Source organism: Labilithrix luteola (genome assembly GCF_001263205.1).
GTDB lineage: Bacteria > Myxococcota_A > Polyangia > Polyangiales > Polyangiaceae > Labilithrix > Labilithrix luteola.
On sequence record NZ_CP012333.1, the window covers coordinates 8,961,053 to 8,981,772 of the forward strand.

At 67.1% G+C, this 20,720-nt stretch carries 19 protein-coding genes; 10 read left to right on the top strand and 9 right to left on the bottom strand.

Features of this window, described 5'->3' with window-relative positions; all coding sequences use genetic code 11:
- The first annotated feature begins 53 nt into the window (after positions 1-53).
- Positions 54-704 (top strand): DUF72 domain-containing protein, encoded by a 651-nt coding sequence (locus tag AKJ09_RS38870; protein WP_146652889.1) that lies wholly within the window; start codon positions 54-56, stop codon positions 702-704.
- A 126-nt stretch (positions 705-830) separates the two neighbouring features.
- On the opposite strand, the gene AKJ09_RS38875 is transcribed toward AKJ09_RS38870, so the two are convergent.
- From AKJ09_RS38875 to AKJ09_RS55745, 4 genes are all read right to left on the bottom strand, one after another.
- Entirely contained in the window at positions 831-1,355 is a 525-nt protein-coding gene (locus AKJ09_RS38875; RefSeq protein ID WP_146652890.1) for a hypothetical protein, read from the bottom strand.
- Positions 1,356-1,783: 428 nt separating this feature from the next.
- Positions 1,784-3,553 (bottom strand): apolipoprotein N-acyltransferase, encoded by a 1,770-nt coding sequence (gene lnt, locus AKJ09_RS38880; protein ID WP_146652891.1) that lies wholly within the window; start codon positions 3,551-3,553, stop codon positions 1,784-1,786.
- Positions 3,554-3,562: 9 nt separating this feature from the next.
- A complete protein-coding gene (locus AKJ09_RS38885) occupies positions 3,563-4,150 on the bottom strand; it encodes a peptidylprolyl isomerase (protein ID WP_146652892.1) in 588 nt (195 codons plus the stop codon).
- An 8-nt stretch (positions 4,151-4,158) separates the two neighbouring features.
- Positions 4,159-4,674: an FKBP-type peptidyl-prolyl cis-trans isomerase gene (locus AKJ09_RS55745; protein ID WP_205633921.1), complete on the bottom strand. Its 516-nt coding sequence runs from the start codon at positions 4,672-4,674 to the stop codon at positions 4,159-4,161.
- A 262-nt stretch (positions 4,675-4,936) separates the two neighbouring features.
- Here AKJ09_RS55745 and AKJ09_RS38895 point away from each other — a divergent pair, with 262 nt between their 5' ends.
- Both AKJ09_RS38895 and AKJ09_RS38900 read left to right on the top strand, forming a co-directional pair.
- Entirely contained in the window at positions 4,937-6,172 is a 1,236-nt protein-coding gene (locus tag AKJ09_RS38895; RefSeq protein WP_240488761.1) for a hybrid sensor histidine kinase/response regulator, read from the top strand.
- A gap of 15 nt (positions 6,173-6,187) precedes the next feature.
- Positions 6,188-7,396, top strand: coding sequence for a cysteine desulfurase family protein (locus AKJ09_RS38900; protein WP_146652894.1), 1,209 nt, complete (start codon positions 6,188-6,190; stop codon positions 7,394-7,396).
- Positions 7,397-7,402: 6 nt separating this feature from the next.
- Here AKJ09_RS38900 and AKJ09_RS54505 read toward each other — a convergent pair whose 3' ends face one another.
- On the bottom strand, positions 7,403-9,256 hold the full coding sequence (locus tag AKJ09_RS54505) for a hypothetical protein (RefSeq protein ID WP_146652895.1): 1,854 nt from the start codon (positions 9,254-9,256) through the stop codon (positions 7,403-7,405).
- On the bottom strand, positions 9,253-10,566 hold the full coding sequence (gene hisS / locus AKJ09_RS38910) for a histidine--tRNA ligase (RefSeq protein WP_240488762.1): 1,314 nt from the start codon (positions 10,564-10,566) through the stop codon (positions 9,253-9,255). The genes AKJ09_RS54505 and hisS overlap by 4 nt, the downstream gene beginning before the upstream one ends.
- A 114-nt stretch (positions 10,567-10,680) precedes the next feature.
- Between hisS and ruvX the strand changes: the two genes are divergently transcribed.
- The 5 genes from ruvX (at position 10,681) to tkt (ending at position 16,416) form a co-directional block, all read left to right on the top strand.
- Positions 10,681-11,172 (top strand): Holliday junction resolvase RuvX, encoded by a 492-nt coding sequence (ruvX, locus tag AKJ09_RS38915; protein WP_240488763.1) that lies wholly within the window; start codon positions 10,681-10,683, stop codon positions 11,170-11,172.
- Complete coding sequence (mltG, locus tag AKJ09_RS38920; RefSeq protein WP_146652897.1) at positions 11,169-12,413, top strand: endolytic transglycosylase MltG; 1,245 nt, start codon at positions 11,169-11,171, stop codon at positions 12,411-12,413. The genes ruvX and mltG overlap by 4 nt, the downstream gene beginning before the upstream one ends.
- 204 nt (positions 12,414-12,617) lie before the next feature.
- On the top strand, positions 12,618-13,160 hold the full coding sequence (locus AKJ09_RS38925; protein WP_169928215.1) for a chalcone isomerase family protein: 543 nt from the start codon (positions 12,618-12,620) through the stop codon (positions 13,158-13,160).
- 88 nt (positions 13,161-13,248) lie between these two features.
- Complete coding sequence (locus AKJ09_RS38930; protein WP_169928216.1) at positions 13,249-14,361, top strand: glucokinase; 1,113 nt, start codon at positions 13,249-13,251, stop codon at positions 14,359-14,361.
- 60 nt (positions 14,362-14,421) lie between these two features.
- Positions 14,422-16,416, top strand: coding sequence for a transketolase (tkt, locus tag AKJ09_RS38935; RefSeq protein ID WP_146652900.1), 1,995 nt, complete (start codon positions 14,422-14,424; stop codon positions 16,414-16,416).
- Positions 16,417-16,529: 113 nt separating this feature from the next.
- Here tkt and AKJ09_RS38940 read toward each other — a convergent pair whose 3' ends face one another.
- The gene (locus AKJ09_RS38940) at positions 16,530-17,531 is read right to left on the bottom strand and encodes a hypothetical protein (protein WP_205633922.1); all 1,002 of its coding nucleotides are present in this window, start codon (positions 17,529-17,531) and stop codon (positions 16,530-16,532) included.
- Positions 17,532-17,627: 96 nt separating this feature from the next.
- Here AKJ09_RS38940 and AKJ09_RS38945 point away from each other — a divergent pair, with 96 nt between their 5' ends.
- Positions 17,628-18,491 carry a hypothetical protein gene (locus tag AKJ09_RS38945; protein ID WP_146652902.1) on the top strand — a complete coding sequence of 288 codons (864 nt, stop codon included), beginning with the start codon at positions 17,628-17,630 and terminating at the stop codon, positions 18,489-18,491.
- 70 nt (positions 18,492-18,561) lie between these two features.
- Here the strand turns inward: AKJ09_RS38945 and AKJ09_RS38950 are convergent, their stop codons facing one another.
- Positions 18,562-19,440, bottom strand: a complete 879-nt coding sequence (locus AKJ09_RS38950; protein WP_146652903.1) for a LysR substrate-binding domain-containing protein — start codon at positions 19,438-19,440, stop codon at positions 18,562-18,564.
- A gap of 137 nt (positions 19,441-19,577) precedes the next feature.
- On the opposite strand from AKJ09_RS38950, the gene AKJ09_RS38955 reads away from it, so the two are divergent.
- Positions 19,578-19,943, top strand: a complete 366-nt coding sequence (locus AKJ09_RS38955; protein ID WP_146652904.1) for an ester cyclase — start codon at positions 19,578-19,580, stop codon at positions 19,941-19,943.
- Between the two features lie 2 nt (positions 19,944-19,945).
- Here the strand turns inward: AKJ09_RS38955 and AKJ09_RS38960 are convergent, their stop codons facing one another.
- Positions 19,946-20,614 (bottom strand): PadR family transcriptional regulator, encoded by a 669-nt coding sequence (locus AKJ09_RS38960; RefSeq protein ID WP_205633923.1) that lies wholly within the window; start codon positions 20,612-20,614, stop codon positions 19,946-19,948.
- Between the last annotated feature and the right edge of the window lie 106 nt (positions 20,615-20,720).

Consider the following 20,720-nt stretch of genomic DNA (forward strand, 5'->3'; position numbering starts at 1 on the left):
AGGCTGACTATGTCAAGAATGACATTCTCGAACCGTGCTATGTTCGGGCTCGCATGATTACGGTGGGGTGCGCAGGCTTCCCGGTTCCGGCAACGAGGTACTTCAAGGAGTTTCTCTTCGTCGAGATCCAGGAAACGCATCACGCCCTTCCGGGCATGGGCACGATTCGCCGCTGGCGAAGGGAAGCACCGAAGGAGTTCACCTTCGCGATGCTCGCCCCACGTGAGATCGGCCAGGAGGGCTTCCGGGAAGGCAAGGTCGTCGAGACCTCGCTGAACACGCTGCTCGAGGTCGGCAAAGAGCTCGAGTCGAAGATCGCCGTGTTCGTCTCGCCGCCGGAGTTCGTCCAGAACCGCGCGAACAAGGCCGCCGTGAAGGAGTTCCTCCAGAACGTGCGCAAGAAGTTCGAGCGCGTCATTTGGGAGGCGCCCACCACCTGGGACGCCGACGACGCCGCCTCGCTCGCCGAAGACGTGAAGGTCATCCCGGCACGCGATCCGCTCGTCCACGGCATGCTCGATTCGCCCGTCGCGTACTACCGGCTCGCTGGCCCCGCCGGCCACAAGAGCCGCTACGAGGATCCGGCGATCGAGAAGCTCGCCCAGCTCGCCAAAGACGCGAAGCACAAAGACGTCACCTACGTCTTCACGAACGTCGACATGTTCGCCGACGCCAAGCGCTTCAAGAAGGCGATGAAGCTCTGACCCGCGGCCTTCTCCCTTTCTGGGGAGACGGGCTAGCGGGACGGCGCCCCGTCTCACGGCGCCACAAAAGCCAAACCCCCCGCTCGATAACGAGCAGGGGGCCGGCGACCGAACGGGGCGTGGGCCTTACTGGGTCTGGATTCCGCACACCGTGCTGCAGCCCTTCGAGCCGCCGCACTTGATGATGTTGTCGAACGCCGTGGGGATCTTCGCGTCGGCGGTGGCGACGCAGGTGTCGTCCACGCACTTCTGGTAGGCCGCCTCGTCGGTGGGGTTCTGCTCGCTGCAGGTGCTGAGGCACGCCGCGTAGTCGTTGCAGCTGACGAGCGGCGCGCCTGAGTCGTCCGTGCCCGGGTCGATGTTGAAGCAGCCCTTGAGCTCGGTGCAGCAGTTCTGCTCGAGGCACGCCTGGCACTCCATGCTGACAAGCGCGTTCGACTGCTTGTTGTCTTCGCAGCTGCTCGCCGCGGCGTCGCCCGTGGTGCTGTCCGTGCCGCTGTCAGCCGTCTCGGAGCCAGAATCGACGTCCGTGTTGCTGCCCTTGCCGCCGTTCGAATCGTCGACGGTGCCCGAGGTCACAGTGCAGGCGACCGCGCCGAGCGCCGCGATGGCAAGAATCGAAAGGCTGGTCCACTTAGCGCTCAACGTCATGGCATCTCCTCTGGGTGGGCTCGCTCTGTGACGGCCCAAGTCAAAAAGTGCGGCTCTCGCCGGCGAAATTAGGAAAGGGAACTGGGGAATAGGTTACGGAAGGTTCGTGTCAGGGAAGCTTCGCTCTGTCGACGCGCATGAAGATCACGAGATCACGGAGATCCGTGAAGATTCATGAAGGAGCGCAGAGCGGGCGCCGCGGTCATCGTAGCCGCAGCTCCAGTTTGACGCGATGCCTCCGCATTCGTTCGACGTCTTCCGACGAAGCGTTCGCGGAGGAGGCCGAGGCGGCCGGAAATGCCGCCGAATGTCTTCATGAACAGTTGGACGAGCGAAGCCCGCTCCGCTTCAAATCGTCCGCGGTAGCCTGAGTAGGATAACGACCTACGCCGGCGCGGCCAAAAAGCCGGCCGCAGCTCAGCCGGGGCTCAGATGGCGGACGCGGCAGGCGCGGGCTCGGCGCCCTTGGCATTTCGCTTGCGGAAGGCGGCCACGACGATGCCGAGCGAGACGAGATACCAGGGCACGTCGCCGATGATCTCGTAGACCGTGCGCCCGCGGAGCCAGCGGATCTCCGCCTGCTGCGCGGCCTCCACGAACGTCTTCGTGTTGGTGACGATGCCGCCCATCGGATCGACGATCGCCGACACGCCGCTGTTCGTGCTTCGCACGAGATACCGCCGGTGCTCGATCGCGCGGAACTTGGCGAGCGCGAGGTGCTGCCAAGGTTCGTTCGTGTCGCCGAACCACGCGTCGTTCGTGATGTTCACGAGCAGCTCGGGATCGGCGTGGCTCACGGCGCGGTTCGTGAAGCCCGGCAAGATGTCCTCGTAACAGATGAGGACCGACACCTTGTGCTTGGTGCCCTTCACGTCGAGCTCGACCGGATCCATCGACGTGCCCGGCGAGAAGTTCCCGCTGTTCGGGGACCACTTGTAGAGGATGGGGAAGCTCTCGCCGAAGGGCAGGTACTCGCCGAATGCGAGCAGGTACTGCTTGTTGTAGCGACCCGTCATCTCGCCACGAACGTCCGTGGCGACGGCCGTGTTGTAGAGGCTGTAGCCCTTCGGGCGATCGGGATTGGGCTTGACCACGACGGCGCCGAAGATCGCCGGGACGCCGAGACTCGACGCGAAGCCACGACGAAACTCGACGGGAGCGGCGTCTTCGTAGACCGCCCGCATGACGCTCGACTCGCTCCAGACGACGAAGTCGATCCCTGCGTTCTTCAGCTCCGCGGTCAAGCGGCGATGGCGGCGCAGACCCTCGTTGGGATCTTCGCGCTTGGCCATGAGGCCCATGTTCGCCTGCACCATGCCCGCGTGAACGGGCTCGGCGGCGGCGATGCGCGCCTTGGTCATCGGAATGCGAACCGCTCCGAAGACGAGCGCCACGACGAGCGCGATGACGCCCGTGCCGATCACGCGCGGGTTCATCGCGATGGGGGCGCGCTCTTCGGTGCTCCCGGACGCGGGCGCTGGAGCGGCGACCGCACCGAGCTTGGCGGCCAGACGCGCGCGAATCGGCTCGGCGACGGCGAGGTTGACCGCTACGAGCACCAGGCCGACGAGAATCGGGCTACCGACCTCCGCGAGCTGCATCAGCACGGGCACCTGGTGCACCGTGGCCGCGTAGTACCAGGGGAAGAGCAGCGGGTAGAGTAGCTCGCTCGCCGCGAACGCCGCCCCGAACACCAGCGGCGCCGACCAGCCACGGTTCGAGGCGCGGCCGTAGAGCCAGCCCATCAGCGCGAGGCGACCGCCCTGGTACGAGCAGATGATGATGACGAAGAGCAGGCACAGCGGCACGGGGAAGCCGCTGAAGGTCTTCAGCATCTCGACCAGCCAATAGAACCCGCCGAGGTTCATCGAGAGGCCGCAGAGAAAGCCGAGCCACGTGGCGCGCTTCGCGGTCTGTCCCTGGAGCGCGAGCCAAAGCGGCACGAGCGAGACGAACGTGAGCCACCACTGATCGAAGCCGGCGAAGGCCAGGAAGTAGAGGACGCCCGAGAGGATGGCGCCGACTTCGGCCAGACGCCCACGAAGGAGAACGCCCGGACCTTCGGGGACCTTCTCCTTCTTCTTCGGTTTCGCTGCCGCCCCGGTCGATGGCGCGTCGGCCGACGGAGTGTCGTTCGCCTCGCTCGAAGCGGGCAGGTTCTTGTCCTTCGCTTCCGGCGTAGCCGCCCCGTCGCTCATGCCTAATTCCTACTCGGTGCGCTGGATGATGTGGAAGCCGAACGGCGTCTCCACGATGTCGGAAATCTCGCCGACGTCGAGCGTGAATGCCGCGGCCTCGAAGGCCGGAACCATCTGACCCGAGCCGAAGCGTCCGAGCGAACCACCGCGCGAAGCTGCGCCGGGCTCGTCCGAATACTCGACGGCAAGTCGGCCGAGATCTTCACCACCCTTGGCGCGGCGATGCACTTCCTGCGCAATCACGAGCGCTTGCTCGCGCGTACGCAGGACCTGCGAGCTCGCGCGTTCCGAGCCCATCCACTGAATCAGCACGTGGCGTGCGCCGATCTTCTTCGGCCGCTCGGTCGACTTGGTCGCACCCGCGTCGGGCTTCGCCGCAGGCGCCTCAGAAGAAGTGCTGGGCGCTGCGCTGGCCGACGCGCTCGGAGCAGCGCTCGTGGTCTGAGCGGCGCCCGGCGCCTGTCCCGATTCGGTGCCGCTACTCGGCGCCGGCGCAGCGGCCGGGGAGGGGGCGCCGCCGCAGGCGATGATGAGCCCGAGCATGCCGATCGCGCCCCCGCGAACGAACGATGTTGCGAGGTTCACGGCGAGGTTCACGCGCGGCCTCACTTCTTCGCGGGCTGCTTGGCCGACGCGGCCGGCTTGGCCGACGCCGCACCAGGAGCACCTGGAGCCGCGCCGCCACCGCTCTTCACCTCGAGGAGCTCGACCTCGAAGATGAGGGTCGCGTTCGGCGGGATGACCGGCGGGGCGCCGCGCGCGCCGTAGCCGAGGCTCGGCGGGATCGTGAGCTTGCGCTTTCCGCCGACCTTCATGCCGGCAACGCCCTGATCCCAGCCCTTGATGACGCGACCGCCACCGAGCGGGAACTCGAAGCCCTTGTCGTCGTGCTTGCGCGACGCATCGAACTCTTTGCCGTCGGTGAGCGTGCCGACGTAGTGGACGCGAACGGTGTCGCCGCTCTTTGCCTCGGCGCCCTTGCCGACGACGAGGTCCTTGAACTCGAGCTTCTCGTTCGGATTGGCCTCGGCGGGAGGCGCAGTCTCCGCCGGCTTGGCGCTCGCACTCGCGCTGGCACTCGCGGCGGGGGCCGCCTTGGCCTCGGGCTCAGCCTGAACCATGGGCTCTTCCTTGGCAGGCTCCGTCAGCTTCGAACAGCCCAGGACGGCCAAAAGGCCCATTCCAAAGCCCGCTGCGACCGCGGAAACAGCAAGACGTTCGAAGAAGCGGGGCCCATGCGAGCGCTCTAGCATTGGGACGCGACCCTAGCTTTTCACGCAGGAAAGTAAAGGGGGTGTGGGGTGTCCGAGGGGGCATAGGAGGACCCGTGCGCGCACCGTTCGCGCGATAGCGAACCCCACGAACCGAGCGGCGGCTGCTAGCATGAAAGGCGCCTTGGCCCGCGTCCTCCACATCGAAGACGACCCGCGCAACCGGCTCTTGGTCCGCAAGCTTCTCTCGGCCGATGGCCACGAAGTGGTGGATGCCGCCGATGGCCTCGAGGGCGTTCGTCTCGCCTTGGCCCAGCGCCCGGACATCGTCCTCGTCGACTTGAACATTCCCGGCCTCGACGGCTTCGAGGTCACGCTTCGTCTGCGTACCGAGCCGTCGCTCGCGGGGGTGCCCATCGTGGCCATCACCGCCGAGGGCGATCGCGACACGAGCTTCGCGGTCGGTTGCGACGGCTTCTTGCAGAAGCCGATCGACGCACGCGCCTTCGCCAAACAGGTCGCCAACTACATCGGTGGCCAGCGCGAGCGCATGATGTCGTCACCCGACGTCGCCGGTGAGCGCCTCCGCGTACAGAGCGGTCGAATCGTCGCGCACCTCGAAGAGAAGGTCGCCGAGCTCTCCTCCGCGAACGAGCGCCTCCGCGAGATGGAGCGCCTGCGCACGGAGTTCTACCGCAACATCTCGCACGAGCTCGCGACGCCGCTCACGCCCATCGTCGGCTACGTCCGCATGTTGATGGATGAGGAGCTCGGCGACACGACCACGGCGCAGCGCAAGGCGCTTCGCGCGATGGACGACTGCATCCGGCGCCTCCGCTCGCAGCTCGACAATCTCGTCGACGTGACCGGTCTCGAGACCGGCAAGATGCGCTTCTTCCACAAGGACTACGACTTCCTCGACACGGTTCGACGCGCCATCGCCTGGCACGCCGACGCCTTCGCCGAGCGCAAGCTCACCGTGCTCGAGGAATTCCCGCGCGGCCCGCTTCCGGGCTATGGCGACAGCGATCGTCTGGGTCGCGCGATCTCCCAGCTCCTCGACAACGCCGGCAAGTTCACGCCCGAAGGCGGCATCGTCGGCGTCATCGTGCGCCCGCTCGACACGAGCTACGAAATCGTCGTCGCCGACACGGGGCCGGGCGTTCCGAAAGATCGCGAAGGACGGATCTTCGATCCGTTTTATCAGGTCGACGGCTCGCCCACGCGCGCGCACGGCGGCACCGGCGTCGGGCTCGCCATCGCGCGTCGCGTCGCGCGCGGCCTCGGCGGTGACGTGCGCCTGCTCGACGGTGGAGCGCACGTCGAAGGCATGTTCCTCGGGGGCGCGGCCTTCAGTCTTGCCGTCTCGAAGCGCGCGCCGACCGTCGTGGTCGACACCGCCAGCTGAACGTCGGGCTTCGTCATGCGCATCTATCTCGACTGGAACGCCACCACGCCACCTCTCCCCGAGGTGCTCGACGCCATGCGCGACGCCGCCGCTCGCGCGTGGGCCAACCCCTCGAGCATCCACAAAGATGGTCGCGCGGCACGCGCCGTGGTCGAAGATGCTCGCGCGTCCGTCGGCGCGCTTTGCGGAGCCGATGCGCGGGACGTCGTCTTCACGTCCGGCGGAACCGAGGCGAACAACCTCGCCTTGCGCTCCGCCTTCGGACCGCACGCCAAGGCGGTGAAGGAGGCTTCGGCCGTCGGCGAAGTCCCGTGGCTTCTGACGAGCCGCCTCGAACACCCTTCGGTCACGCGTGTGGCCGAGGCGCTCGCCAGCGAAGGGCGCGCACGCGTGGCGTGGGTTCGCGCCAAGGAAGACGGCACGCTCGACCTCGAAGATCTCGCGCGTGCGATCGCCGAAGCGAAGGGCCGCGTCGCCCTCGTCACCGTTCAGGCGGTCAACCACGAGACGGGCGTCGTACAGCCCTTCGCCGAAGTCGCGAGCCTCGCGCGCGCAGCCGGCGCACGCGTACACGTCGACGCCGTTCAAGCCTGGGGCAAGATCGATCTCGGCGTGCGCGCGCCCGACGTCTGCGCGATCGACCCGTCCGATCTCGGTCCGTGGGATACAGTCAGCATCGCCGGTCACAAGATCCGCGGCCCCAAGGGCATCGGCGCGCTCATCACCCGCACGGGCCTTCGTCTCGAGCCCGTGCTGCTCGGCGGCGCGCAAGAGAAGGGGCTGCGCCCCGGCACGGTCGATCCATTGCTGGCTGCCGCGTTCGGTGCCGCTGCCCGTCGCGCGCAAACGAGCGCGGCGAGCTGGGCATCGATCGCGCCCCGTCGCGATCGTCTCGAAGCCGCGCTCCTCGCCATCGGGCGTGACGCCCGTCTCGGCGCACCCATCGTCGTCGGCGATCCGGCTCGTCGTGCGCCCCACGTTTCCACGCTGGCGTGGCCCGGATGGATCGGTGCCGAGCTCGTCGCCGCGCTCGATCTCGAAGGTGTCAGCGTGTCGAGCGGCGCGGCCTGCAGTGCCGGCACGGTCGAGCCGTCGCCCGTGCTGGCCGCCATGCTCGGCGAGGCCGACGCCGCGCGTGGCATTCGCTGTTCGCTCGGCGAAGACACGACGGACGCGGAGATCGACGAAGCGATCGCCGCATTCCGTCGCGTGATGACTCGCTAGAACGCCCTAGAAAACAGGCCCGGTCGACGGCGCCTGCGAGGGCGGGGGTGACGTCGGCGCAGGGGTCGGAGCCGGCGAGGGGGCCGGAGCCGGAGCCGGAGCCGGAGCGCCTTCCGGGGCCTTGGGCGCATTGCCACCCGCGACCGTGATCGGGATCCAGAGGGCCTTGACCTTGGCGGTCGCGCCATCGCGATCGTAGCCGGCGAGGCCGAAGAGCACGTTCCACCAGTGACCCGTGGGGCTCTGGCCGTACGAGAAAACGGGCAGGAGGTGGAACTGCCAATCGAGTCCGCCCGACACGCGCTTCTGCCGGTAGAGCGTGTTCGCCGCGACCTGTGTGACCGAGTCGTCCGTCGTGTCGGCGAAACGCCAGTAGAGCGGGAAGCCGATCGTGGTGCGGCCCTTGGGGTTCGCGAAGTCCCAGAAAATCGGCGCGAGAACCGTGTGGGTCGAGTGGTCGCTCCGTCCGAGGTAGAGGAGCGGGTGGACGTCGACCTCCCAGCCCTTCTGATCGCGTTCGTACACGATCGACGGGAAGGCCCAGTACGTGCGCGAGACGTTGTAGTTCTCGAAGCGCGCGAAGAGGGGCGTGGCGAGCGCCGTGCCGGTCGGGCTGTGCGACCCGTAGTAGAACGGGAAGATGCCGAGCGCCTTGTAGCCGATGTCGATGTCCGTCTTGCGGTAGTAGAGCGGGACGATCGGACCGGCGACGGTGAGCGAGGTCGAGTTGTTGCGCGTCGTCGCGTGCGAGAATAGCGGCGTGACGAGCGTATCGACCGTCGGCGTGACGCGGCGCAGGTAGAGCGGCGTCACGAAGAGCGACTGCGTGGGGCTCTTGCCGTAGTGAAAGAGCGGGAAGAGCGTGTAATGCGCTTCCTTCACGCCGCCCGTCTCGGGCTTGCCGTTGATCGAGAAGAAGAGCGGCGCGACGTCGAAGATCGTGCGCTTCGGGGTCGACTCCGAGATCACCGGACCGACGACGGTGAGCCGGCTCTCGTCGAGCTCGCGCGTGCGGTTGAAGAAGAGAAGCGGCGGGATGAGCGTGTACGTCTTGCGCGCGCCGTCTTGGTTGCCGTTGTCACCGGCGAAGACGAAGGGAGCTACGCCCCAGTCGACGTCACTGCCGGTGCGATCGCGGAAGTATGGACCCGCGAGCGTGAAGGCGCCCTTCTCGTTCCAATGGGACGTCGTGAGAAGAGGCAGCGAGTGGAAGTAGCCGCCGTCGGCCCGGCTGCCCTGGAAATAAAGGGGCGCGAGCCAGTTGTCGTTCTCCTTCGGCGCCTCGCGGTGCACGAAGGGACCGAGCACGAGCACGTGGTTCTGACGCTCGCGGACGCGCCAGGCGATCGGAAAGAGGATGTCCGCGTCGAGGTTCGGCGAGCGGCGCTGGTAGAAGAGCAGCGCGGCGAGCGACTCGCGGTCCGTCTTGTCGGTCGTGGCGCCCGTCTTCGGATCGAGGCCGCGCGTGTGCTCGAGGTAGAGCGGCGGCAGGAGGCGCAGGCGGTAATCGCCGCGGCGCTCCTCGTAGAGGGGGAAGAACGAGCGGTGCAGCGCGCCTTCGGGAGACGGCGGGTGGCCATCGTAGTCGGTACCGATGCGGTCGGCGACGCCTTCGGGGATCGCGAGCGGATCGGCCGGCGCCTGCACGGTGGGTTCGCCGGTGGGCTGCGCCGAAGGGGAGGGGCCGCCCTGATCTTCGTCCTCACCGCCGGGCGCGCCGCCACGTTGCGGGCCGACCTGACGGCTACGCGTCGGCGAGCTCTGCGTCGGGCCCTGCTTGCCGGCCTGCGCCTCCGCCCGCCCGACCGTGCCGAGCACGCTCAGGAACGCGAGAAGCGAGGCGAGACGTGCGCGGTTCACGTGCCCTCCGTACGAGGAGGTGGCGTCGTCTGCAGCTGAGCAGCGACGCGCGACACGATGTCGGCGCGCGCCACCTTTTCCTGCGCCTGGGCGGCGAGGTCTTTCATCTCCACGATTCCTTCGGAGACTTCGCGATCGCCCAAAATGAGGGCGATGCGCGCGCCGAGTGCGTTGGCGCGACGTAGCTGCGCTTTGATGGTCGCCTTTCGCGTGTCCACCTCGCAGCGGATGCCGGCGCGACGGAGGTCGCGGCCGAGGACGAGCGCCGCGTCGAGGGCCGCGTCGCCGAGGGGCGCCACGAGGACGTCGACGACGCTCGCCGGCGCTTCGATGTCGCTCGCGATGAGGAGGCGTTCGAGGCCGGCGGCGAAGCCAATCGCCGGAACGGCGGGACCACCGAGCTCGGCCACCATGCCGTCGTAACGGCCGCCACCGACGAGCGTGCTGCCGGCGCCGAGCTTGTCGTAGGCGCCTTTGATCTCGAAGAGCGTGCGCCCGTAGTAGTCGAGGCCACGGACGAGCTTCGTGTCGATCTGGTAGGGCGTGCCGAGCGCGTCGAGATGACGGCGGAGCTGATCCCAGTGCGCGCGATCCTCGTCGGTGAGGAACTCGAGGAGGGTGGGCGCGCCGGCGACGGCTTCTTGGTCGCGCGGATCCTTCGAGTCGAGGATGCGCAGCGGGTTCGTCGTGAGACGACGCTGCGAGTCCTCGCTCAGCGTGTCCTTCTTGGGCTCGAGGAGCTCACGAAGTGCCGTCTTGTAGCGCTCGCGCGTGTCGCCCGATCCGATCGAGTTGACGAAGACGTCGGGGCTGGCGATGCCGATGTCGCGCAGGAAGCCGACGAGTGCGTCGATCATCTCCGCGTCGCAACCAGGGCCCGGATCGCCGAAGCACTCCGCGCCGACCTGGTTGAATTGGCGATAGCGACCGCGCTGGACGTTCTCCGCGCGGAACATCGGGCCGATGTAATACCAGCGCGAGATCGGCTCGCTGTTGTGGACCTTGTGCTCGACGTAAGCCCGAGCGGCACCGGCCGTCCCTTCGGGTCGGAGCGTGAGCTCGTCGCGGTGCCGAGAGAAGGAGTACATCTCCTTTTCCACGACGTCGGTCGCTTCACCGATCGTGCGCACGAACAGCGGCGTCGGCTCGACGTAGGGCGTGCGAACCTCGCGATAGCCGAGCCGTTCCATTGCTGAGCGGAAGGCCGCTTCGATACGATGCCAGCGACCGACCTCACCAGGAAGCACGTCGTTCATGCCTTTGACGGCACGAACCTGTTTCGGGGAGCCACCTTGGCGTGAGTCGGTCACGGGGCCTTATCACCTTGCCTGGCATGCGGGGTCAAGCAGAGGTTCTCGGCCGCAGGTCTCTTCTTTCATTGGCGTTTGCAGAACGTGCCCCGGCTCGGCTATCTACGGTAACCCGTGGGGCAAGGGTCCTCATCGCGTCCGGACGATCCTGAGCGGGCTCCCAAGAAGCCTATGCGCGTTTGCGCGCTCGATCCGGGGGCCGTGCGCGTCGGCGTCGCCATCTCGGACGACCTTGGTGTGTACGCGCATCCCCGCGGCGCGCTCCAGGCGAAACCTCGACCGAAGCTGCTCGAGGCCCTGCGTGAACTCTGCGCAGCAGAGGAGGTGGGGCGGATCATCGTGGGCCTCCCGCTCGACATGCGTGGCACCGAGGGTGAAGCCGCGCGCCGGGTTCGCGATCTGGCGCAGGACATCGCCGACGCCACGAACCTCGACGTCGAGCTCTTCGATGAGCGCCTCACGACGGTCGAGGCGCAGCGCGCCCTGACGGCGAGCGGTGTCAAAGGAGCCGACGCCCGCGCCCGCATCGACGAGGCGGCGGCCGTCGCCATTCTCCAAGCCTGGCTCGATGCCCGCGCCGCCCGAAAAGCGCGGAGGAAACGGTGAGCGGCGAGCCGAGCGAGCCGAAGCCGAAGTCGCGCTCGCGAGGTGGTGCTCGACCGAGCGATCGGGCCCGCACGGCAGGCGAGGGAAGGCCCTCGTCGAGTGGCGACCCCGACAAGGGGGAACGGCGCCGGCGCCGCCGGCGTGTGAAGCAAGACGCGGCACCGAGCACGTTCCGCAAGGTTCTCTCGGTCGTGGGCCTCGTCGTCGGCGCGATCGTCGCGGCGCTGGCGACCTACGTGCTCATGGTCTACCCGAGCGGCGGAGGCACGGGCGGCGGGCGCGAGGTCGAAATCACGTTCGAGCGCGACGAGTCGACCTCCTCGATCATCGGGAAGCTCGAGGCTGCAGGTCTCGTCCGCGGCCCCCGCCTCTTCGGCCTTTATGCGCGTCTCGTGGGCCTCAAGGCCGAGCCCGGTCCGCACCTTCTTTCGGACGACGCGAGCCCGCGCGATCTGGTCGAGCGCGTCGAGCGCCGTGGGCTCGCCTCGAAGGCCAAGGTTACGATCCCCGAAGGCTTCACGCGCTTCGACATCGCCAAGCGCCTGCAGAGCCTTCACGTCGCCTCGTCCGGCGCGTTTCTCGAGGCCAGCGCCAACCCCGCGCTCCTCCACGAGCTCGGAATCGAAGCCGACAGCGCCGAGGGCTATCTCTTTCCAGCAACCTACGAGCTTCCGCACGACAGCGATCCGCGCGAAGTCGTCCGCCGCATGAAGGGCGAATTCGAAAAGCGCTTCACCGCGCTCGAGCAGAACCATCGCCTCGGACTTGCGTCGCTCGAAAGCTCGCTCGGCTGGAGCCGCCACCAGCTGCTCACGCTCGCCTCGATGGTCGAGAAGGAAGCGGCGGTCGACGACGAACGGCCCATCATCGCCAGCGTCTTCTTGAACCGCTTGCGCGACCCGAACTTCAAGCGTCGCGTCCTGCAATGTGATCCGACCGCGGGCTACGGCTGCTTGGTCCTGCGCGATCGCGTCCCGGGCTGCGCGGGCTACGCGGGCAAAATTACCCACGCGGTGAACGTCGATCCGCTCAACACGTACAGCACGTACGTCCACGAGGGCCTGCCCCCTGGACCGATCGCGAATCCCGGCGTGAAGTCCCTCCAGGCTGTGCTTGCGCCGTCGACCACCAAGTATCTCTATTTCGTGGCGCGTGAGGGCCGCCGCCATGCGTTCAGCGAGACGCTGGACGACCACAACACCGCGGTGAAAGATCTCCGCGAGCGCGTGAACAGCCGGTAGGCGCAGCGTGTCGCACGGACCTTGCCTGGGCTTCGTGCGATCCATGTGAAGCAAACCAGGCAGGTCGACGTCCTACCTCCCAATGCGCTCCGACGCGCGGCAAACGGCCCAATTTCTCGGCATTTGTGGATGCGCTTCCGGCTCCGAGCCTTCCGCTGGCATGTGGTGCATTGTGTGCATGACCCTCTCCATCGAGGTATCCCCATGAACTTCCGGCTCCGTCCTGCGTTCTTCCTCACCGTCTTTGCGTTCATGTTCGCGCTCGTCACGAGCGCCTTCGCCGATGGCGCGTACATCCACACCGGCGACGCGGTCCGCACGAAGTCCGTCGGGCCCTTCACGGCGAAGGTCTATGCGATCCGTCACGACATGAAGGAGCGCCCCGCTCAGAAGTCGAAGCAGGCCGTCATCGACGCCGACGTCGACAAGAAGTTCACGTGGCGCATGCTGCGTGATGTCGACAGCGAGAAGATCCGCAAGGCCCTCAAGGAGGCCTTCGCGATGAACGGCTACAACGACCAGGCGAAGATCAACGCCTTCGTCAGCGCGTTCAACAAGGAAGAAGTGAAGGAAAACTCGGCGATCGTCATCACGTACAACGCCGGCCCGAAGACCGTGTCGATCTGGGTGCAGGACGGCGGTCAGGTCACCGTCCCCGGACAGGACTTCATGAAAGGCGTTTGGAGCATCTGGTTCGGCAAGATCGATCAGCCGCAGATGGGCGATCAGCTCATCTCGAAGCTCTGAGATCCGCTCGGTTCGTTTCACGCGTCGTTGGGTGAGCAGCGGTCGCGAGTCCGATCGAAGGGCTCGCGATGCACGCCTGGGAGGGTCCGTGACGTTTCGAAAGATCACCGGTCGCCCGAGCCGCTCGAAAGTCCCGCTGCGGTCCAAGCTCGATGCCGAGGTCGTCATCGCCGGCGACGTGGGCGGGACGAACGCGCGTTTCGCGTTCTTCGACCTGGAGGGCAAGCACGCCCTCCACCAGGAGGTGCTGCCGAGCCGCTCGTTCGCGTCGTTCGAAGCCGCGCTCGGCACGTTCCTCGCCAACGCGCCCCAGCCGCGTCGCATTCGCGCCACGAGCATCGGGATCGCCGGCCCCATCGTCGATCAGCGGGTGAAGACCACGAACCTTCCGTGGCGTATCGACGCGCACGCCGTTTCGCGCGATCTCGACCTGCGCAACGTCACGCTTCTCAACGATCTCGTTGCCGTCGGGCTCGGTGCGCTGTCGCTTCCTCCGCGCAAGCTCACCTCGCTCCACAAGGGATTTCCGAAGCGGCACGGCGGAAACCTCGCTGCCATCGCCGCGGGGACGGGCCTCGGCGAAGCCGCCTTCATCTGGGACGGCCAGACGCACGTGCCGTGTCCAAGCGAGGGCTCGCACGTCGACTTCGCACCCCGCACGCCGATCGAACAGGAGCTGTTCGATCTGCTCGCCGCCGAGTTTGGTCACGTGAGCTATGAGCGCGTCGCGTCGGGGTCCACCATCTCGGTGATCTACGAATTCTTCGTGCGCGAGCAGCGGGTGCGCGAGAGCAAGCGCGCCGCGTCGTTCGTCGGGCAGGCTCCTGATCCGAACGCTGCCGTGGTCGAGCTTGCCGTGAACGGCACCAGTGAAGCCGCCATGCGTGCGGTCGAGATGTGGGCGAGCGTCTACGGCGCCGAGGCGGGGAACTTGGCACTGAAGAGCCTGGCAACCGCCGGCGTGTACGTGTGCGGGGGCGTCTCCGTGCATCTCGCTGGCGTTCTCGCGCATGGTTTGCCGGCTCGTCGCCGCGGCGGAGCTTCCGCGAGTCGCTTCGTCGAAGCGTTCGTCGACAAGGGCCGGATGCGCCCGCTGCTCGAGAAAATTCCCATCTGCGTGGTCCTCGAGCCGCTCGCGGGGCTTCGCGGCGCAGCGGCGCACGCCGCCAGAATTGCAGCAGCAACAATTCGGACTCGCTGACGTCCGCGTCTTGTCGCCCGCGTTCGCCGTGGTAGTAGGGCGCCACTTAAAGAGGAGCCCATGGCGCGCGAATACGCACCGAAGCAGATCGAGCTTGCCGTCAACACCATCAAGACGCTGTCGATCGACGGCGTCGAGAAAGCCAACAGTGGTCACCCCGGTACGCCGATGGGGCTCGCGAACATCTCGTTCGAGATCTTCACGCGCTACCTCCGCTACGACCCCAAGGATCCGACCTGGATCGGTCGCGATCGCTTCGTGCTGTCGGCAGGTCACGCCTCGATGCTCATCTACTCGATGCTGCATCTCGCCGGCTACGACCTGGCCCTCAGCGACCTCGAGCAGTTCCGCCAGTGGGGGAGCAAGACGCCGGGTCACCCCGAGCACGGTCACACCGTCGGTGTCGAGACCACGACGGGCCCGCTCGGTCAGGGCGTTGGCAACGCGGCGGGCTTCGCGCTCGCGGCCAAGCTGAAGGCCGCTCGCTTCGGTGAGCCGTTCGACCCGATCCGCGTCTTCACGCTCTGCTCTGACGGCGACGTGATGGAAGGCGTGAGCGGAGAGGCCTCGAGCCTCGCCGGCCACCTCGGCCTCTCGAACCTGATCGTCGTCTACGACGACAACAAGATCACGATCGAGGGTGAGACCGACCTCGCGTTCAGCGAAGACGTCGGCAAGCGTTACGAGGCGTACGGCTGGTTCGTCCAGCGCATCGACGGCCACGATCACACGCAGATCAAGAACGCCCTCGACCGCGCGGTGGCCGAGAAGGATCGCCCGTCGTTCATCGTCGCCCGCACGCACATCGCCAACGGCGCGCCGAACGCGCACGACACGGCGGAGTCGCACGGCTCGCCGCTCGGCAAGGACGAGGTCGTCGCCACCAAGAAGAACCTCGGCTGGGATCCGGCGAAGACCTTCTACGTTCCCGAAGAGGTCTACACGCTCTTCAAGGAGCGCGCGGCGGACAACCAGGCGGACAAGAAGGCCTGGGAAGAGAAGCTCGCGGCCTGGCGCAAGTCGAAGCCGGAGCTCTCGGCGGAGCTCGATCGCTTCGAAGCGAAGCAGGTTCCTGCCGACATCTATTCTCAGTTGCTCGCGGCGGTGCCCGAGAAGGACGACGCGACGCGCGGCCTCTCGAACGTCCTCCAGCAGGTCGTCGCCGAGAAGGTGCCCTCGCTCATCGGCGGTTCGGCCGACCTCGCGCCTTCGACCAAGACGCTCATCAAGAAGAGCGGCAGCGTCAACACGAAGGCCTTCGAAGGCCGCAACCTGCACTTCGGCATTCGCGAACACGGCATGGGCGCCATCTGCAACGCGCTCGCGCTCGACGGCGGCATCATCCCGTACGGTGCCACGTTCCTCGTGTTCAGCGACTACATGCGCGGCAGCATCCGCCTCTCGGCGCTCTGCCAGCTGCAGGCGCTCTGGATCTTCACGCACGACTCGGTCTTCCTCGGCGAAGACGGTCCGACGCACCAGCCGGTCGAACACTACTGGGCGCTGCGTGTCATCCCGAACCTCGCGTTCGTTCGTCCGGCCGACGCGGTCGAGTGCGCGGCGGCGTGGACGATCGCCCTCGGTCGTCACAAGGGCCCCACGGTCTTCGCGCTCTCGCGCCAAAAGGTGCCGGCCATCAAGCGCGACGCGAACTTCGACCCGCAAAACGTGCTCAAGGGCGCGTACGTCGCGCAGGAAGCGGCGGGCGGCACGCCGGATCTCGTCATCATCGCCACCGGCAGCGAGGTTCAGCTCGCAGTCGGTGCGAAGGAGCGTCTCGAGAAGGCGGGCAAGAAGGTCCGCGTCGTCAGTGCGCCGTGCCTCGAGATCTTCGCCACGCAGGACGAGGCCTACCGCAGCTCGGTTCTCCCGAAGGGCGTGCGCCGCGTCTCGATCGAATCGGGCGTCACCGGCCCCTGGGCGCAGTGGGTCGGCGATGACGGTCTGTCGATCGGCATCGACCACTTCGGCGCCAGCGCGCCGGACAAGGTCCTCGCGCAGAAGTTCGGCCTCACGGTCGACGCCGTGACCGACCGCATCCAGAAGTGGCTCTGAGAGCTCTCTGAGCTCGCCAGAACGTCCCCGCAGCGGCCGGTTCTCACCGCGCCCTGCGGGGATTGTTCATTTCCGGCCCTCGGAGCCGCGGGCGTCAGCTTCGATCGTGGCCCCTACCAGGTCTCCAACTGGTCGCGCGGGATGGCATGCAGCCGCCGGTACGCGAGGCACGCGGAACGGGTGCGAAACAGCGTGGGGTGCGACTCGAGCCTGAATTCCTCGAAGGTGGCTCCGCTCAGCGCGGCGTTCACGGTCGCGATCTTTGCGCCGAGGTCGTCGGGGCAAGCGACGGCGCAGTCCGCGGGCTCGGGGCGGCGCCCAGGCCCCAAGACGGCGCAGCCACCCGGAATCCGCAAGTGCCCGGGGCCATCGAGTTCGATCGCGACTCGCGTGCATTTCGAACAGGTGCGCTCGGTTCCGTCGAGGCAGCGCTGCCGCGTCTCGAGCCGGCTCGAGCACTTCACCTCGATGCGGGCCGGTGCGCTGCCGTACCACGCCTCGGCGTCGGTCACCTCGGATAGAGAATGCCCGATGGTGGTCGCGCAGCCGGTCGCGCTCACGACGGTCTTGACCCACTTGCCGGAGGCGTCGCGCTCGTACGTGAAATCGAAGCCGCAGACGAGCGTGATGTCCCGGCCAAGCTCAATCGTGTCGCCCGAAACGGTCTTGGTCCTGTCGTGCACGACGGTTTTCACGTGAACGTCGCCGTCCAGCGAGCCCTCGTTCCGCGCGACCTTCAGCGGGCGGCATGCCCGATCGAACACGGTCGTCGTCCCGCCCGGCGGCGCCCACGCGAGGAGCCGCTCGAGGCGTCCGTCGTCGCGACTCGGGCGGAGGCTCGCGGTGTCCTTCGGCAGCTCCGCGCTCAGCCACGCCCACGCCTCGTCGAACGTCATCGCCGGTGGAGCGGGGGCACCGAGCATCGGACGAGCGTCATAGATGGGCGGCTCGGCAATTGACACAGCGGCTGGCGCGGGCTCGGCGGCGACGATCTGGATTGCGCGCGAGGGCAGGGCGACGGTCCCCTGTCGGCAACTGCCGAGCGCGAGGGTGAGCGAGAGCAGCGCGAGCCAGCCCCAGCGGCGCATGACAGACGCGATCTCGACGCCCCTCATTGCATGCATGCTCTGTCCCTCTCTTCGTACGGGGGGGCGACTCGAAAGCTTCCTGAAGAAACATCCGGCGCGTGCTCCCGACTGCAAGCTTGGAGAATGAGCTTTCGACGTCCTACGCTCCTCGTCTGCGAGAGCGAGTTCGATGGCGAAATGGACGCGGCGATGAAGCTCGTGAAAAGAGGCGTTCGCGTATGCGTCGGCGGCCTTCTTTTTGCGCAAATCTTGGCCGGCTGCAGCACGCCGCAGCCTAGCGGAAATGGGCCTCCACCCCGCGCCCGGAGCGATGCTCGGCCCTCGGGCGCAGCTTCTTCTTCCGTTCGAGCGTTCGACGCGGGAGAGGGCGTCGCCGTGCCCATGACCGTCGCGCCGGGGCGTTACGCGAACACCGTTACGATCTCGGTGGGGGTCACGCGCGAGGGAACGAACGTCGAGAGCACGAGCGCCAAATCGTCGTTCGCTCTGATGCTGAACGTCGATCAGACGGCCACCGCTTGCCGTGGTCAACGTGTCGACTCGAATCTCGACGGGCGGAGGGTACACAACTCGATCCGCTATCGAGAGCGACAAGGATACGCGGGCACGTGGCGACAGCATGACGATGGGATCGAGGTGACGCTCCAACCGGACGACGCCGTGTGTCCGCCATTGCGGCGATACACGGACCTCGCTCCCAAGCCTTGGCGACTGCGCTGCCGCTCTGTGATGCGCCTCGGCTCCCTCGCGCTCGGCTCGCCTGCGCTTGCCTGCGAAGTAGGCAACGCCGAATTCCAGTTCGACGAACAATACGCGCATGTTCTCGCGCACATTCTTCCGGAGGGGCGTTGGCTCGCGCTCGGGTCCGGCAACGGCCTTGCCATCGCCTGGAACGAATCCGGTGTCGGCCTGCACACCGACCAGAAGGCGACCGTGACCGTGAGCCTCGCGACCACGCCGTTCGACACGAACGCCTGGGAGAAGTGACCGGGCGGGACAGCAGGCCACGAGCCCATCGCGTCGGTGGCCACATCGGCGCTGCTTCAAGGGCGGCGGTTCAGGCGCGCACGCTCTCGACCACGCGCATGAACTGCTTCACGAGCGGCCCGTTCGTCTTCCGCGAAAGCATGCCGAGCGCCAGGCGTGTCTTGTCGCCCTGGATCGGCCGAAAGACGACGCCCGTTCGCGCGAGCGTGGCGAGCGACGAAGACACCACCGCCGCTCCCAGGCCCGCTGCGACGAGCCCGAGGAGCGCGAGCTTCGTGTCCGCTTCCTGGAGAATCTTCGGGAAGACGCCGGCGTTCGCCAGGGCCACCTCGCACGCCTTGGCCCAGCCGGGCTCGATGGTGGGCCGCACGCCGACCATCTCGAGGGTCTCCAGATCACGTAGGCGAAGCTTCGCGCGTCGTGCGAGCGGATGCCGCTCGGGGAGGGCGATGACCATGCGGTCTTCGTCGACGACGCGCGCGACGTGATGGCCGAGCTCCGTCGGCAGGCAGGCGAAGCCCACGTCGATGCGACCTTCGTCGAGCGCGCCTGCGAGGGCACGGCTCGGCATCTCCGCGAGGGTGATGCCGATGCGCGTTCGCTCGGCGCGAAAGGCCGTCAGTACGCGCGGCAGCAGTTCGTACATGGCCGTCGTCGTGTAGCCGATGGAGATGGCGCCGAGCTCTCCGCGTCCGATGTCGTTGGCTTCGCTCTTCGCGGCTTCGGCGCGCGCTAGGAGATCTTTGGCGCGTCCGAAGAAGGCGCGCCCGGCGGCCGTGAGATCGACGTTGCGCGTGCCTCGCTCGAAGAGACGGGCGCCGACCTCGTCTTCGAGGTCACGGATCTGCGCGCTGAGCGGCGGCTGGGAGATGCGGAGCCTCTTGGCCGCGCGGCCGAAGTGCAGCTCCTCGGCGACGGCAACGAAGTAGCGAAGGTGGCGAAGCTCCATGGGTGCTCCCGAAGATTGATACGAACAGTATATCAATCCTAGACGAAACCAATCTTGGACGTCTCGCGATGCGCACGGCACAACGTGTTCATGCGTGAAAGCAACCGCCGAATCATCGAACGCTACTTCGAAGAGGTCTGGAACCAGGGCAAGCTCGACGTGCTCGACGAGCTGCTCACCCCGACTACGTGAACCACTCGCCGAGCACTCCGAATCCGCCTGCCGGCCCGAAGGGGCTCGTGCCCATCGTGCGCGCGATGCGCGAGGGAATTCCGGATCTCCGCTATCGCATCGACGATTTGATCGTCACCGACGACGCGGCGGCCGTGCGTCTATGGGTGACCGGCACGCACGAGGGCTCGCTCTTCGGTCTTGCGCCCACGCATCGACGCTTCGAGGTGGCGCAGATGAACTTCGAGCGTTTTCGTGAGGGCCGCATCGTCGCCCACCACCGGCTCACCGACGAGCTCGGCATGATGCGCCAGCTCGGGATCGTCGGCTGACGTCAGCGCGCTTTGCGGGGACGGCGCGCCGGCGGCGTCGCAGTCGCAGTCGCGCCCGCCGGCAGCTCCGTCGCGCCCGCGAAGAGCTTCTTCCAATCGTGCGACCAGGTGAGCTTCTTGTCGCGGATCTCTTCGAGGAGACCTTCGACCCACTTCACCTCCGCGCGCATCATCGTCCGGCTGTATTCCTCCTCGATCAGGAAGAGACGCGGGACGCCCTCGGCTAGCGTGCCGCTCATGATCTCTTCGGAGGTCTGGAGGTCGGCACGCAGCGCTTCGACCCTGGCTTCGAGATGCTTGATCGCCTCGCGCGGCGTCAGCACCACGATGAAGGCGAGGGCCGCCGGAAAGAGCGGATACTCCCGGACGGGCGTCGAGAGCATCGACTTCAGCCAGTCACTCAGCACCTTCGAGCCACTGTCGGTGATCTGGTAGACGACCCGCTCGGGGCGTCCTTCGTCGCGCTCGGTCTCCTGCACGCGAATGTGACCGTCCCGCAGGAGCCGCGTGATGGTTTGGTACACGCTGTTTCGCGCGGCCACGTTGACGACGCGGTCCTGACCGCGCGTCTTGATGAGCTCGTGCATTCGGTAGGCATGCATCGGCGCTTCCATGAGGAGCGCGAGCACGACCATCGCCAGAGGGGAACGCTGAGCAGGCTTGTCCGCCACGGCGCGCATCCTACTGCGGCGACCACTTGCGCGGACCTTGGATTTCGCGGCCCACGATGGGCGAGGGCGAATCCGATCGGCCGGACCTTGATCTGTTAGTTATAGA

What these genes read in the sequence shown, in the direction of transcription:
- AKJ09_RS38870 (WP_146652889.1), top strand. Translation starts at nt 54, where the DNA reads ATGATTACGGTGGGGTGCGCAGGCTTCCCGGTTCCGGCAACGAGGTAC.
- AKJ09_RS38875 (WP_146652890.1), bottom strand. Translation starts at nt 1,355, where the DNA reads ATGACGTTGAGCGCTAAGTGGACCAGCCTTTCGATTCTTGCCATCGCG.
- lnt (WP_146652891.1), bottom strand. Translation starts at nt 3,553, where the DNA reads ATGAGCGACGGGGCGGCTACGCCGGAAGCGAAGGACAAGAACCTGCCC.
- AKJ09_RS55745 (WP_205633921.1), bottom strand. Translation starts at nt 4,674, where the DNA reads ATGGTTCAGGCTGAGCCCGAGGCCAAGGCGGCCCCCGCCGCGAGTGCC.
- AKJ09_RS38895 (WP_240488761.1), top strand. Translation starts at nt 4,937, where the DNA reads ATGAAAGGCGCCTTGGCCCGCGTCCTCCACATCGAAGACGACCCGCGC.
- AKJ09_RS38900 (WP_146652894.1), top strand. Translation starts at nt 6,188, where the DNA reads ATGCGCATCTATCTCGACTGGAACGCCACCACGCCACCTCTCCCCGAG.
- AKJ09_RS38925 (WP_169928215.1), top strand. Translation starts at nt 12,618, where the DNA reads ATGAACTTCCGGCTCCGTCCTGCGTTCTTCCTCACCGTCTTTGCGTTC.
- tkt (WP_146652900.1), top strand. Translation starts at nt 14,422, where the DNA reads ATGGCGCGCGAATACGCACCGAAGCAGATCGAGCTTGCCGTCAACACC.
- AKJ09_RS38940 (WP_205633922.1), bottom strand. Translation starts at nt 17,531, where the DNA reads ATGAGGGGCGTCGAGATCGCGTCTGTCATGCGCCGCTGGGGCTGGCTC.
- AKJ09_RS38945 (WP_146652902.1), top strand. Translation starts at nt 17,628, where the DNA reads ATGAGCTTTCGACGTCCTACGCTCCTCGTCTGCGAGAGCGAGTTCGAT.
- AKJ09_RS38950 (WP_146652903.1), bottom strand. Translation starts at nt 19,440, where the DNA reads ATGGAGCTTCGCCACCTTCGCTACTTCGTTGCCGTCGCCGAGGAGCTG.